The sequence below is a fragment of the Rhizobium sp. BK275 genome (assembly GCF_014193555.1).
In the GTDB taxonomy this organism is placed as follows: Bacteria; Pseudomonadota; Alphaproteobacteria; order Rhizobiales; family Rhizobiaceae; genus Rhizobium.
The window spans coordinates 385,865-398,939 of sequence record NZ_JACHZL010000003.1 but is presented as its reverse complement, the minus strand read 5'-3'; the positions used below and the strand labels follow the sequence as shown (position 1 = coordinate 398,939).

Genomic DNA, 13,075 nt, shown 5'->3' with positions numbered 1-13,075 from the left:
GGGACTTTAGGACATGACTGCTGAAACAATCTCCCTGAGCCTGTACCTGTCCGCGCCGGAAATCATCCTCGCGATCGGTGCCCTCGTGCTGCTCATGATCGGCGTCTTCGCGGGCGAGCGATCCGGGCCGCTCGTCAGCACGCTGGCGATGATCGTGATCGCCATCTCCGGCCTCTGGCTGATCTTCATCCCTGGCGACGGCCTTGCCTATGGCGGGGTTTATCTCGCTGACGGCTTCGCACGCTTCATGAAGGTGCTGGCGCTGATCGGATCCTTCGTTGCGCTGTTCATGTCGATGGGTCTCGCCAGAGAAAACCAGCTCGACAAGTTCGAGTTCCCGGTTCTCCTGGTGCTGTGCACACTCGGTATCATGCTGATGATCTCGGCTAACGACCTGATCGCGCTCTATCTCGGCCTCGAGCTGCAGTCGCTGGCGATCTACGTCATCGCTGCGATCAACCGCGATAGCCTGAAGTCGACCGAAGCCGGCCTGAAGTATTTCGTGCTCGGCGCCCTGTCGTCGGGCATGCTGCTCTACGGCATGTCGCTGGTCTACGGCTTCACCGGCCACACGCACTTCGCCGAGGTTGCCCAGGCGCTCACGGTCGAAGGAGCACGCTCGCTCGGTCTGGTCTTCGGCCTCGTCTTCATCCTCGCCGGCATCGCCTTCAAGATCTCGGCCGTTCCCTTCCACATGTGGACGCCGGACGTTTATGAAGGCGCGCCGACCCCGGTCACCGCCTTCCTCGCAAGCGCACCGAAGGTTGCCGCCATGGCGATGATGACCCGTATCGTCATCAGCGCGTTCCAGCCGGTATTGACCGACTGGCAGCAGGTCATCGTCTTCATCTCGATCGCCTCCATGCTGCTCGGCTCGTTTGCGGCGATCGGCCAGAAGAACATCAAGCGACTGATGGCCTATTCGTCGATCGGTCACATGGGCTACGCGCTGGTCGGCCTTGCGGCCGGCAATCAGACGGGCGTCACCGGCGTCATGCTCTACATGGCGATCTACATGGTCATGACCCTCGGCTCCTTCGCGATCATCATGTCGATGCGCCGCAAGGACGGCACGGTTGTCGAAAACGTCAGCGATCTCGCCGGCCTGTCGACGACGAACCCCTTCATGGCCGTGGTGCTGACCGCGCTGATGTTCTCACTTGCCGGTATCCCGCCGCTTGCAGGCTTCTTCGCGAAGTACTTCGTCTTCGTCGCCGCCATCGAGGCAAAGCTCTATGCGCTTGCCGTCATCGGTGTTCTGGCTTCTGTCGTCGGCGCCTACTACTATCTGCGCGTCATCAAGCTGATGTGGTTCGATGACGCGACCGGCGAATTCGCTCGCGTCTCCGGTTCGCTGCGTCTCGTCTTCGGTCTCTCCGGTCTCTTCGTCGCCGCTTATGTTCTCATCGGCGGCCCGATCGGCGGCGCGGCCGAACTCGCCGCGGCAACGCTGTTCTGATGCCTTTCGACAAGCGGCGCCGGATATCGCTCGGCGATATCAGGCACGAGGCCTTGTCGGATACGTCGTCGACCAACACGGAATGCCTTGCCCGGGCTCGGGCAGGGGACGGCGGCCTGCTCTGGGTGACCGCTGAAAGACAGACCGGCGGCCGGGGCCGCCGGGGCCGTCCCTGGGTTTCGGAGCGCGGCAATCTCTACGCTTCCCTTCTGCTCATCGATCCGGCGCCGATGGAGCGCCTTGCCTCCCTGCCGCTGGCAATCGCGGTCGCCGTGCATAAGGCGGTCCGCAGTGTGCTGCCGCCCGGCGCCGAGCCGCTGGAGGTGAAGTGGCCGAACGATATCCTGATCGGTCGCAAGAAAACCTGCGGCATCCTCGTGGAAGGCGAACGGCTGGCGGATGGCCGTCACGCTGTCGTGATCGGCATCGGCATCAATGTGTCGGTCATGCCCGACAATCCTATCTATCCCGTCACCTGCCTGCGCGATCAGGGAAGTGCAGCTTCGCCCGAAGAGCTCTTCGCCCACCTCTTCGCCTCGATGGCCGACGTGTTGGATATCTGGAATGAAGGACAGGGTATTGCCGAGATCACGGCGCGGTGGCGTGCCGTCGCCTGTGGTATTGGCGAAAAGATAACCGTGAATCTGCCCGACCGGTCGATTTCCGGATATTTCGCCGGGATAGATGATAATGGCCTGTTGATGCTCGATACCGGCACAGGCAGGATGATGCCGATTGCGGCCGGCGATGTATTCTTTGGATAGTGGAAAAAATAGACATTATGGCGAAACAGGACGAACTGGTATTCCTGCCCCTGGGCGGCGTCGGCGAGATCGGCATGAATCTCGCGCTGTACGGTTACGGCCCGGCGGATCATCGCCAGTGGATCATGGTGGATTGCGGCGTTACCTTTCCGGGGCCGGATTTACCGGGCGTCGATCTCGTCCTGCCGGATATCCGCTTCCTCGCCAATGAGCGCAAGAACCTCAAGGCGATCATCATCACCCACGCCCATGAGGATCACTACGGTGCGCTCGCCGACCTCTGGCCGGGACTGAATGTTCCAGTCTACGCCTCGCCCTTCACCGCCGGCCTGCTGGAAGCCAAGCGCAATTTCGAGAAGGATGCGATCGGCGAAGTGCCGGTGACGATTTTCAAGGCGGGCGATACGATCAATGTCGGTCCCTTCAGCATCGAAGGTGTTGCCGTCAATCACTCCATCCCCGAACCGATGTCGCTGATGATCCGCACGCCGCTCGGCAATGTCATCCACACCGGCGACTGGAAGATCGATCACGAGCCATCGCTTGGACCTCTGACCGACGAGACGCGTTTCCGCCAGCTTGGCGATGAAGGCGTGCTGGCACTGCTCTGCGACTCCACGAATGCGCTGCGCGATGGCGTTTCGCCCTCGGAGAAGGATGTCTCGGAGAGCCTGCGCAAGATCATCGAAGATGCCGAGGGACGCGTGGCCATCACCACCTTCTCCTCGAATGTCGGCCGTATCCGCACTGTCGCCGAAGCCGCAGAAGCTGCGGGCCGCGAAGTGCTGCTGCTCGGAAGCTCGCTGAAGCGCGTGTGCGATGTCGCTCAGGACATCGGACTGATGGAGGGCATTAAGCCGTTCATCTCCGAGGAGGATTACGGTTTCATTCCGCGCGACAAGGTCGTGGTCATTCTCACCGGCAGCCAGGGCGAACCGCGTGCTGCCCTTGCCAAGCTTTCCCGTGACGAGATGCGCAATGTGGCGTTCACCGCCGGCGATATCGTCGTCTTCTCCTCGCGTGCCATCCCCGGCAACGAGAAGGCGATCCAGGATATCAAGAATGGCCTCGTGGAGCAGGGCGTTCACATCATCACTGATACAGAGGCGCTGGTGCATGTCTCTGGCCATCCGCGCCGCAACGAGCTGCAGAAGATGTACGAATGGACACGGCCGAAGATCGTCGTGCCCGTGCATGGCGAGGCGACGCATCTGACGGCCCACAAGGAGCTTGCCGAACAGTCCGGTATCGCGACCGTGCCGCGTGTGCGCAACGGCGACGTGCTGCGGCTCGCGCCGGGGCCGGCCGAGGTGATCGACGAGGCGCCGCATGGCCGCATCTACAAGGATGGGTCGCTGATCGGTGATTTTGATGAGATGGGTATCGGCGAGCGCAAGAAACTTGCCTATGTCGGCCATGTTGCCGTGAGCATCGTGCTCGACGGCCGCTACGACATCATCGGCGAGCCCGATCTCGTCGCGATCGGCCTGCCGGCCTATGATGACGAAGGCGAAGATATGGAAGATGGGTTGTTCGACGCCGCGATCGGTGCGTTTGAGAGTATTCCGCGCGCCCGCCGGAAGGATATCGACATGGTACAGGAGGCCGTGCGCCGCGCCGTGCGCGCTGCCGCCAATCACATCTGGGGCAAGAAGCCCGTCGTCACCGTTTTCATCACCAGGGTCTGAACGATGCTCGGCCGGGTGAACCATATCGCCATCGCCGTGCCCGATCTTGCTGCTGCGACCGCAAGCTATCGTGACACGCTGGGCGCCGTGGTCTCAGAGCCTCAGGCGCTGCCGGAGCATGGTGTCACGGTCGTCTTCGTGGAACTGCCGAATACCAAGGTGGAGTTACTGGAGCCGCTCGGTAACGCCTCGCCGATTGCAGCCTTCCTCGAGAAGAACCCTGCCGGCGGCATGCACCACATCTGCTACGAGGTCGAGGATATCCTCGCCGCCCGAGACCGGCTTACGGCGTCAGGAGCGAGAGTGCTTGGCAACGGCGAGCCAAAGATCGGTGCTCATGGCAAGCCAGTGCTTTTCCTTCATCCGAAGGATTTCTTCGGGACGCTCATTGAGCTGGAGCAGGTCTGATCGCGCTGCGGCAGAGTGACCTAAATTATCTACAGCCTTTGAATTGGCCAGCATTCCCGCTTATAAGCACGCAAAACGAAGCGCTGGAGCGCCGTGCGTCCATTCGGACGCACTAAGGACGCTCTACCTCTTTGAATCGACGCATCGGGCTTTCCGAAAATCGATTCCGATTTTCGGAAAGCCCGATGCTGTAAGGCGCATATCGACGGGAACCAACATGTTTCAGGCCTTCCTCCAGGGATTCGCAGTCTACTTCATCATTTGGTGGATCACGCTTTTTGCTGTCCTGCCGATCGGCCTGCGCACGCAGGCGGAGGACAATGACATCGTGCTTGGCACGGTTCCGAGCGCGCCGACGCGCTTTCGTCCGCTTTTCGTCTTCTCTCTGACGACGCTCGTCTCCGGCGCCATTTACGGCATCTGGTACGTCTGCTCGACTTATTTCGGCTTCGGCTTCGACGCACTTCCACAAATAGGGCCTAGCTTCTATTAGGGATGTCTTTTGCTCAAACTTTGAGCAAATGTAAACGCAACCGCGAAAAACTGTCATATGCACGTCACGCAAGTGAGGCAAAGAGCTTGCGTAACGGAAAGCGGACTCACCTAACGTAAGATGGCTTGATTTTCAGGACAGCTGGGAGCCGAAAAAGCAAAAAAAAACAAGGCTGAAAGCCTTGTTTTAAGTATCGCGTGATCCTTAACCGTTACCGGGGCAGCGACAAGCGCGCCTAAGATCTGATCCTCCCAAGACTTGACCGCGAATTCGGCAAGAATTTAACCTTCTTGCCTGTTTTGTGAGCTAAAACTAGCCCAAAGATTGTGCTTTGTCATCAGCTTTTTTTGCATTTTTGCTACACTCACGCAAAATTTTTCTGTTGACAAGATTTACCTTCAAGTCCTTATAAATACGCGCTTTTTCGCGCCTGCTGAATTTATGGGCGCTAACATGCGTCTGCGGGAGGCTGCTCGCGTCGGTCGCGGGTTTCTTTCCTGCCGCGAAGCGGCTATGAACGCTCCCATCTTTATCAAAGACCGTCGATTCCGCTTGGGTAAGCGGCGTCTCAACTGTACCGGAATCCGCCATGCGTCTGTCCCGCTTCTTCATACCCATCCTCAAGGAAAATCCCAAGGAGGCGGAAATCGTCTCCCATCGGCTGATGCTGCGTGCCGGCATGATCCGCCAGCAGTCGCAGGGCATCTATTCCTGGCTGCCGCTGGGCAAGAAGGTGCTGGACAAGGTCAACAATATCATCCGCGAAGAGCAGAACCGCGCGGGCGCCATCGAGCTTTCGATGCCGACGCTCCAGTCGGCCGAGCTCTGGCAGGAGAGCGGCCGCTATGACGCTTACGGCAAGGAGATGCTGCGCATCAAGGACCGCCAGGATCGTCCGATGCTCTATGGCCCGACCAACGAAGAAATGATCACGGATATCTTCCGTTCTTCGGTCAAGTCCTACAAGGACCTGCCGCTCAATCTCTATCACATTCAGCTGAAATTCCGTGACGAGATCCGTCCGCGCTTCGGCACCATGCGCTCGCGCGAATTCATGATGAAGGATGCCTATTCCTTCGATCTGACACGCGAAGGTGCGGAACATTCCTACAACAAGATGTTCACCGCCTACCTGCGCACCTTCGATCGTCTCGGCCTGCGCGCCATTCCGATGCGCGCCGATACCGGCCCGATTGGCGGCAATCTCAGCCACGAATTCATCATCCTTGCCGATACCGGCGAGTCCGAGGTTTTCTGCCACAAGGATTTCGTCAACTTCGATATCCCCGCGGAAAACACGGATTTCGACAGCGTCGACGGTCTGAAGGGGATTTTCGACAAGTGGACGTCGCTTTATGCCGCGACTTCGGAAATGCACGACGAGGCGGCCTTTAACGCCATTCCGGAAGGCGAGCGTCTTTCTGCGCGCGGCATCGAAGTCGGTCATATTTTCTACTTCGGTACGAAGTATTCCGAGCCGATGGGCGCGAAGGTGCAGGGTCCGGATGGCAAGGAACACTTCGTTCACATGGGTTCCTATGGCATCGGCCCGACACGCCTTGTTCCCGCCATCATCGAAGCATCGCATGATGAGAACGGAATCATCTGGCCGGAGTCGGTCGCGCCCTTCGATGTCGTTGTTATCAACATGAAGGCCGGCGACGAAGCCTGCGACGGTACCTGCGAGCTGATTTACGCGGCGCTGACCAAGGCGGGCAAGGACGTGCTCTATGACGACACGGACGATCGCGCGGGTACCAAGTTTGCGACCGCCGATCTGATCGGCGTGCCGTACCAGATCATCGCCGGTCCGCGCGCGGTCGCGAACGGCGAAGTGGAAGTGAAGGACCGCAAGACCGGCGCCCGCGAAACGATGACCATTGAGGCGGCGATCAACAGGTTCGTGGCTTAAGAAAGACGGAGGCGAAATGGCAGAGGCAGCAGTGGACCGGAGTTCAAAATCCGGCTTGGGTCCGGCTGGCAAGCCATTCTCCACCTTCGAACGCCTTGTGGCGTGGCGCTATCTGCGCGCCCGCCGCAAGGAGGCCTTCATTTCGGTCATTGCCGGCTTCTCCTTTGTCGGCATCATGCTGGGCGTTGCGACGCTGATCATCGTCATGGCCGTCATGAACGGGTTCCGCACGGAGCTCGTCTCCCGCATTCTCGGCATTAACGGCCACATGATCATTCAGCCGGTCGATGGCCCCTTCACCGATTATGCCGACCTTGTGAAGAAATTCGAAGCGGTGCCCGGCATTAAGATGGCACTGCCATTGGTGGAAGGCCAAGTGTTGGCCTCTTCGCAGACGGGCGGCAGCACTGGCGCGCTCGTGCGCGGCACACGGGCCGAAGACCTGACCAAGCTCAAGACGGTTTCTGATAACATCAAGTCCGGCGATATGGTGGGTTTTGCCGCGGGCGACGGCGTTCTGGTCGGAAGCCGCATGGCCGATCAGCTGGGACTGCGGGCGGGCGACCTGATTACGCTGACATCACCGGAAGGTGACGTGACGCCGATGGGCGTCAATCCACGCATCAAATCCTACAAGATTTCCGGCCTCTTCGAAATTGGCATGTCGGAATACGATGCCTCGATCATCTACATGCCGCTGGAGGAATCGCAGCTCTATTTCAATGCCGACGGGCTGGTGCAGTCGATCGAACTCTTCGTCAACAACCCTGACGACATCGATAATCTGAGACCCAAGGTCGAGGAGGCGGCCGGCCGGCAGATCCTAATCACCGATTGGCGCCAGCGCAACCAGACCTTCTTCTCCGCCCTGCAGGTCGAGCGCAATGTCATGTTCATGATCCTGACGCTGATCGTGCTCGTCGCCGCGCTCAACATCATCTCCGGCCTCATCATGCTGGTGAAGGACAAGGGCAGCGATATCGCGATCCTGCGCACCATGGGCGCAAGCTCCGGCGCCATCATGCGCATCTTCTTCATGACGGGGGCTGCGATAGGTATTGTCGGCACGATCGCCGGCGTGCTGCTCGGCGTGTTCGTCTGCATCAACATCGAGTCCATCCGCCAGTTCTTCTCCTGGGTGTCGGGCACGGTGCTCTTCGATCCGCAGCTCTATTTCCTGAGCCAGTTGCCGGCGGAAATGGATGTGAGCGAAACGGTTTCCGTCGTCATCATGGCGCTGACGCTCTCCTTCATCGCGACGATCTTCCCCGCCTGGCGCGCCTCCCGCCTCGACCCCGTCCAGGCCCTCCGTTACGAATAGGCCGGGATCCAAGGTCATGCATGATCCAAGGCCAAATCCAAGGAATGCCGCATTCATGAAACGCAACGTCGTTCTCAAGCTTTCGGGCGTCGAGCGCCATTACGGGCAGGGCGAAACGCTGCTGACCATCCTCAAGGGCGCCGATTTCTCGCTGACGAGCGGTGAAATGGTGGCGCTGGTGGCTCCATCGGGCACCGGCAAGTCGACGCTTTTGCATGTTGCAGGCCTGCTCGAACATCCTGATGGCGGCGAGGTGACGGTCAACGGTCGCCCCTGTGACGGCCTCTCCGATGACAAGCGCACGGCCATCCGCCGCGGTGAGATCGGCTTTGTTTATCAGTTCCATCACCTGCTGCCGGAATTCTCGGCGCAGGAGAACATCATGATGCCGCAGCTCATCGCCGGCCTCTCATGGAAGGAAGCGAGCGAGCGGGCAAAGATGCTTCTGGATTATATGCGCATCGGCCACCGCGGTACGCATCGCCCGGGCGAGCTTTCCGGCGGCGAGCAGCAGCGTGTGGCAATCGCTCGCGCCGTTGCCAATGCACCGAGCCTGCTTCTGGCCGACGAGCCGACCGGCAATCTCGACCCTGAAACCGCCAGCTATGTCTTCGACGCTCTGGAGGCCCTGGTGCGCCAGTCCGGTCTTGCCGCGCTGATCGCCACACATAATCACGAGCTTGCCCGGCGCATGGACCGGCGCGTGACGATATCAGACGGCAAGGTCGTGGATTTCTGATTATCAGGGGATAATCAGCCCGCCGCGATAATCGAGTTCATAGGCCTTTTGACCATCCACGAGAATGAATTCGTGACCACGGAAATGCGTGCAGTCGCCTTCGCTCGTATCGACATAACGCCCCAGCGAATGATCGAAGATCATGCCTCCGAGGAAGCGGCCCTGCTTGTAGAGCTGTGACAGCGCCGCGCTGATGATGGTGCCTGCGACAGTCCCGTCGATGATCCCGGGCTCGATGATCCGCCCAAAGTAGTTCATCGCCCAGACCGGCTTTTCTTCCAGCCACACCACCTCCTGACCTGCGAAATCCATGCCGCCGAAATAGCTGTCGAGATAGCGCCAGATGCCGCGCTTGTAGCCGATGTCATGGGCGCCGATCCGGTAGGACGGTTGCGCCTTCGCTCCGGCGACATAGGTCTGCGATTTGGCTTCGACGATGAAGCCGTTGAGTTCCTGCGTGTCCATCGCCCAGATGCTCCGATGTTAACCATGTCCTGCGGAAACGGGGGGTAATCCTGTTGACAATAGAACATACATGGAACAAAGTAAAAACATAAGAGCAAAGGAGAGCCAAATGACTGACATGATCCGTGATATCGCAGCATTCACCTCCATCGCAATGTTCATTGCCAGCTTCTCGCTGATCGTCATGGCAATGTAAGAATTCAGGGGATCGCATGGCAGCCGTGCGATCCCGCAGCGGGACTTTTTCTGGACAGAATCGCCTTCAATGCCGACAATGCGCACTCTTCATTGAGGCAGTTGGAAGGGCATGTCATGGCGGATGCGGAACAGGGTGCGATCGGCGGAAAACCGGGCTTCGTCCATCTGAGGGTTCACTCTGCCTATTCGCTGCTCGAAGGCGCGCTGCCCCTCAAAAAGATCCTCTACAAGGCGTCGGGCGACAGCCAGCCGGCGATTGCCATTACCGATACCAACAATCTCTTCGTTGCACTGGAGTTCTCCCAGAAAGCGATGGATGAGGGGCTGCAGCCGATCATCGGCTGCCAGGTGTCGATCGATATGGAAGACGGTCTCGAAACCGAGAAGCGGGGCGGCCAGCAGGCGCTGGTCAAGCTGCCCTCCATCGTGCTTCTGTCCGCCACCGACGCAGGCTACGAACGGCTGGTCGATCTCGTCAGCCGCGCCTATCTCGGTGGCGAGGGCAACTCGACCATCCATATCCGTTCCTCCTGGCTGGATGAGATCGGCACGGAAGGGCTGATCGCCCTGACGGGTGCCGCGACCGGCCCGGTCGACATGCCACTCAAGGACGGTCATGCCGCCGCGGCGGAAACACGGCTGCTGACGCTGAAGCGCATCTTCGGGGACCGGCTTTATGTCGAACTGCAGCGGCACGGCACTTATGACAAGCGGCACGAACAGAAGGTCATCGGCCTTGCTTACAAGCATGATCTGCCGCTGGTCGCGACCAATGAGGCCTTCTTCCCGACCCGTGACGATTACGACGCACACGACGCGCTGATGGCGGTTGCCCATAACGCCATCGTCTCCGACGACAGCCGTTTCCGTCTCTCGCCGGATCACTACCTGAAGAGCCGCGCGGAGATGGAAAAGCTCTTCGCTGATCTCCCGGAGGCGTTGGAAAATACCGTCGAGATCGCCCGGCGCTGCTCCTTCGTGCTGAAGACCCGCAAGCCGATCCTGCCGCGCTTCACCGGTGCGACCGATGATCCAGAGGAGGCAGAGCGCGCAGAGTCGCTCGAACTTCGCCGGCAGGCGGAGGAGGGGCTCGACATGCGCCTTGCCACCCTCGGCATGTCGGCTGGCTATGAGGAGAAGGATTACCGCGAGCGGCTGGAATTTGAGCTCAGCGTTATCGAGCGCATGAAGTTCCCCGGCTACTTCCTGATCGTTGCGGACTTCATCAAATGGGCCAAGCAGCATGACATCCCGGTTGGCCCGGGCCGCGGCTCGGGTGCGGGCTCATTGGTCGCCTACGCGCTGACGATTACCGACGTGGATCCGCTTCGCTTCTCGCTGCTTTTCGAGCGCTTCCTCAATCCGGAACGCGTCTCGATGCCGGACTTCGATATCGACTTCTGCCAGGACCGCCGCGAAGAGGTGATCCGTTACGTGCAGCAGAAATACGGCCGCGAGCAGGTGGCGCAGATCATCACGTTCGGTTCGCTGCAGGCGCGCGCCGCATTGCGCGACGTCGGCCGCGTGCTGGAAATGCCCTACGGCCAGGTCGACAAGATCTGCAAACTCGTGCCGAACAACCCGGCAAACCCGACGCCTCTGTCCAGGGCGATCGAGGAAGAGCCGAAGCTGCAAGAGGAGGCCGCCAGGGAACCGGTCGTCGCGCGCCTCTTGGATATCGCCCAGAAGATCGAAGGCCTCTATCGCCACGCTTCGACCCATGCCGCCGGTATCGTGATCGGCGACCGCCCGCTGTCGAAGCTCGTGCCGATGTATCGCGATCCGCGGTCCGACATGCCGGTCACCCAGTTCAATATGAAGTGGGTGGAGCAGGCCGGCCTCGTGAAGTTCGACTTTCTTGGCCTGAAGACGCTGACCGTGCTCAAGGTCGCCGTCGATTTCTGCAAGAAGCGTGGCATCGAGGTGGATCTCGCCAAGATCCCGCTCGACGACAAGAAGACCTACGAGATGCTCTCGCGCGGCGAGACGGTCGGCGTGTTCCAGGTTGAAAGTGCGGGCATGCGCAAGGCGCTGATCGGCATGAAGCCGGATTGCATCGAAGACATCATCGCGCTCGTGGCGCTCTACCGTCCCGGCCCGATGGAGAATATTCCCACCTACAATGCCCGCAAGCACGGTGACGAAGAACTGGAATCGATCCACCCGACGATAGACCATCTTCTCAAGGAAACGCAGGGCGTTATCGTCTACCAGGAACAGGTGATGCAGATCGCCCAGGTCCTGTCGGGCTATTCGCTCGGCGAAGCCGATCTTCTGCGTCGCGCCATGGGTAAGAAGATCAAGGCCGAAATGGACCAGCAGCGCGAGCGCTTCGTTGACGGCGCAGTCAAGAACGGCGTGTCGAAGCCGCAGGCCGACAACATCTTCGAACTGCTCGCAAAGTTCGCAAACTACGGCTTCAACAAATCGCACGCCGCCGCCTACGCCATCGTCTCTTACCAGACGGCCTATATGAAGGCGCACTATCCGGTCGAGTTCCTGGCCGCGTCGATGACGCTCGATATGTCGAACACCGAAAAGGTCAACGACTTCCGGCAGGATGCCAAGCGCCTCGGTATCGAGGTCATCGCGCCCTCCGTTCAGACCTCCTTCCGCCAGTTCGAGACCGGCGATAACCGTATCTATTACGCGCTTGCGGCTCTCAAGGGTGTCGGCGAATCCGCTGTCGATCACATCGTCGAAATGCGCGGAGATAAGCCCTTTGCCAGCATCGAGGATTTCTGCCTGCGCATCGATCCGCGCCAGGTGAACCGCCGTGTGCTGGAAAGCCTGATCTATGCCGGCGCCTTTGATTGCTTCAATCTGGATCGCGCCCAGCTTTCAGCCGGCCTCGACCGCGTGCTCGGCTATGCGCAGCGCGCCCAAGAAAACAAGCTGAGCGGTCAGTCCGATATCTTCGGCGGAGCGCTGTCTTCAGGTCCGGAAAAGATCGCCCTGCCGCCATTCTCGCCGTGGCTTGCCTCGGAGCGGCTGCTTAAGGAATTCCAGGTGCTGGGCTTCTACCTGACCGCCCATCCGCTCGACAGCTACAACAACATCCTTCAGAAGATGCGCGTCCAGACCTTCGCGGACTTCTCGACGGCGGTGAAGCAGGGCGCTGCGAACGGGCGGCTGGCGGGTACGGTGATTTCCAAGCAGGAGCGCAAGACACGCACCGGCAACAAGATGGGCATCATCGTCTTTTCGGATTCCTCCGGCCAGTTCGAAGCCGTGCTCTTCTCCGAAATGCTGAACCAGTACCGTGACATACTGGAGCCCGGAAAGTCCTTCGTCATCACCGCGATCGGCGAGGAACGACCGGAAGGCGTGAGCCTGCGGCTGCAGACCATCCAGTCGCTGGAAGAAAAGTCGTTGCAGATGCAAAAGGCGCTGCGCGTCTATGTCCGCGACTCCGGCCCGCTGCGCGCTGTCGCAGCACATCTGAACGCCAAGGGCGACGGCCTCGTCTCCTTCATCGTCATCAAGGAAGAGGGCAAGCGCGAGGTCGAGGTGGTGTTGCAGGACAAGTACCGCATCACGCCGGAGATCGCCGCGGCCTTGCGAGCTGCCCCTGGCGTCGTCGACGTCGAACTCGTCTGAACGGGAAAGAGCGACCGGCACTGTGCCG

11 protein-coding genes are annotated in these 13,075 nt (G+C 59.9%); 9 read left to right on the top strand and 2 right to left on the bottom strand.

Going from position 1 to position 13,075, the window contains the following annotated elements:
* Nucleotides 1-13 precede the first annotated feature (13 nt).
* The 5 genes from nuoN (at nt 14) to FHT82_RS11850 (ending at nt 4,812) form a co-directional block, all read left to right on the top strand.
* Nucleotides 14-1,459 (top strand): NADH-quinone oxidoreductase subunit NuoN, encoded by a 1,446-nt coding sequence (gene nuoN / locus FHT82_RS11870; RefSeq protein WP_183730189.1) that lies wholly within the window; start codon nt 14-16, stop codon nt 1,457-1,459.
* Nucleotides 1,459-2,223 (top strand): biotin--[acetyl-CoA-carboxylase] ligase, encoded by a 765-nt coding sequence (locus FHT82_RS11865; RefSeq protein WP_183730186.1) that lies wholly within the window; start codon nt 1,459-1,461, stop codon nt 2,221-2,223. Before nuoN ends, FHT82_RS11865 begins: the two co-directional genes overlap by 1 nt.
* Before the next feature lie 17 nt (nt 2,224-2,240).
* On the top strand, nt 2,241-3,911 hold the full coding sequence (locus FHT82_RS11860) for a ribonuclease J (RefSeq protein ID WP_183730183.1): 1,671 nt from the start codon (nt 2,241-2,243) through the stop codon (nt 3,909-3,911).
* 3 nt (nt 3,912-3,914) lie between these two features.
* Complete coding sequence (mce, locus tag FHT82_RS11855) at nt 3,915-4,319, top strand: methylmalonyl-CoA epimerase (protein WP_183730180.1); 405 nt, start codon at nt 3,915-3,917, stop codon at nt 4,317-4,319.
* A gap of 217 nt (nt 4,320-4,536) precedes the next feature.
* Nucleotides 4,537-4,812: a DUF1467 family protein gene (locus FHT82_RS11850; protein WP_183730177.1), complete on the top strand. Its 276-nt coding sequence runs from the start codon at nt 4,537-4,539 to the stop codon at nt 4,810-4,812.
* A gap of 312 nt (nt 4,813-5,124) precedes the next feature.
* Here FHT82_RS11850 and FHT82_RS11845 read toward each other — a convergent pair whose 3' ends face one another.
* Nucleotides 5,125-5,403, bottom strand: coding sequence for a hypothetical protein (locus FHT82_RS11845; protein ID WP_246698114.1), 279 nt, complete (start codon nt 5,401-5,403; stop codon nt 5,125-5,127).
* On the opposite strand from FHT82_RS11845, the gene proS reads away from it, so the two are divergent.
* From proS to FHT82_RS11830, 3 genes are read left to right on the top strand one after another with little or no spacing between them, the layout of a single operon-like run.
* Nucleotides 5,402-6,724 carry a proline--tRNA ligase gene (gene proS, locus FHT82_RS11840; protein ID WP_183730174.1) on the top strand — a complete coding sequence of 441 codons (1,323 nt, stop codon included), beginning with the start codon at nt 5,402-5,404 and terminating at the stop codon, nt 6,722-6,724. The two genes, FHT82_RS11845 and proS, sit on opposite strands and share 2 nt — an antisense overlap.
* 16 nt (nt 6,725-6,740) lie before the next feature.
* Nucleotides 6,741-8,045, top strand: a complete 1,305-nt coding sequence (locus tag FHT82_RS11835) for a lipoprotein-releasing ABC transporter permease subunit (RefSeq protein WP_183730171.1) — start codon at nt 6,741-6,743, stop codon at nt 8,043-8,045.
* 55 nt (nt 8,046-8,100) lie between these two features.
* On the top strand, nt 8,101-8,784 hold the full coding sequence (locus FHT82_RS11830; protein ID WP_183730168.1) for an ABC transporter ATP-binding protein: 684 nt from the start codon (nt 8,101-8,103) through the stop codon (nt 8,782-8,784).
* A 3-nt stretch (nt 8,785-8,787) separates the two neighbouring features.
* On the opposite strand, the gene FHT82_RS11825 is transcribed toward FHT82_RS11830, so the two are convergent.
* A complete protein-coding gene (locus tag FHT82_RS11825) occupies nt 8,788-9,249 on the bottom strand; it encodes a DUF5680 domain-containing protein (RefSeq protein WP_183730165.1) in 462 nt (153 codons plus the stop codon).
* A gap of 312 nt (nt 9,250-9,561) precedes the next feature.
* On the opposite strand from FHT82_RS11825, the gene dnaE reads away from it, so the two are divergent.
* Entirely contained in the window at nt 9,562-13,047 is a 3,486-nt protein-coding gene (gene dnaE / locus FHT82_RS11820) for a DNA polymerase III subunit alpha (protein WP_183730162.1), read from the top strand.
* Nucleotides 13,048-13,075 lie beyond the last annotated feature (28 nt).

Coding starts and splice junctions, on each gene's coding strand:
- nuoN (WP_183730189.1), top strand. CDS start 14: ATGACTGCTGAAACAATCTCCCTGAGCCTGTACCTGTCCGCGCCGGAA.
- FHT82_RS11865 (WP_183730186.1), top strand. CDS start 1,459: ATGCCTTTCGACAAGCGGCGCCGGATATCGCTCGGCGATATCAGGCAC.
- FHT82_RS11860 (WP_183730183.1), top strand. CDS start 2,241: ATGGCGAAACAGGACGAACTGGTATTCCTGCCCCTGGGCGGCGTCGGC.
- mce (WP_183730180.1), top strand. CDS start 3,915: ATGCTCGGCCGGGTGAACCATATCGCCATCGCCGTGCCCGATCTTGCT.
- FHT82_RS11850 (WP_183730177.1), top strand. CDS start 4,537: ATGTTTCAGGCCTTCCTCCAGGGATTCGCAGTCTACTTCATCATTTGG.
- proS (WP_183730174.1), top strand. CDS start 5,402: ATGCGTCTGTCCCGCTTCTTCATACCCATCCTCAAGGAAAATCCCAAG.
- FHT82_RS11845 (WP_246698114.1), bottom strand. CDS start 5,403: ATGGCGGATTCCGGTACAGTTGAGACGCCGCTTACCCAAGCGGAATCG.
- FHT82_RS11835 (WP_183730171.1), top strand. CDS start 6,741: ATGGCAGAGGCAGCAGTGGACCGGAGTTCAAAATCCGGCTTGGGTCCG.
- FHT82_RS11830 (WP_183730168.1), top strand. CDS start 8,101: ATGAAACGCAACGTCGTTCTCAAGCTTTCGGGCGTCGAGCGCCATTAC.
- FHT82_RS11825 (WP_183730165.1), bottom strand. CDS start 9,249: ATGGACACGCAGGAACTCAACGGCTTCATCGTCGAAGCCAAATCGCAG.
- dnaE (WP_183730162.1), top strand. CDS start 9,562: ATGGCGGATGCGGAACAGGGTGCGATCGGCGGAAAACCGGGCTTCGTC.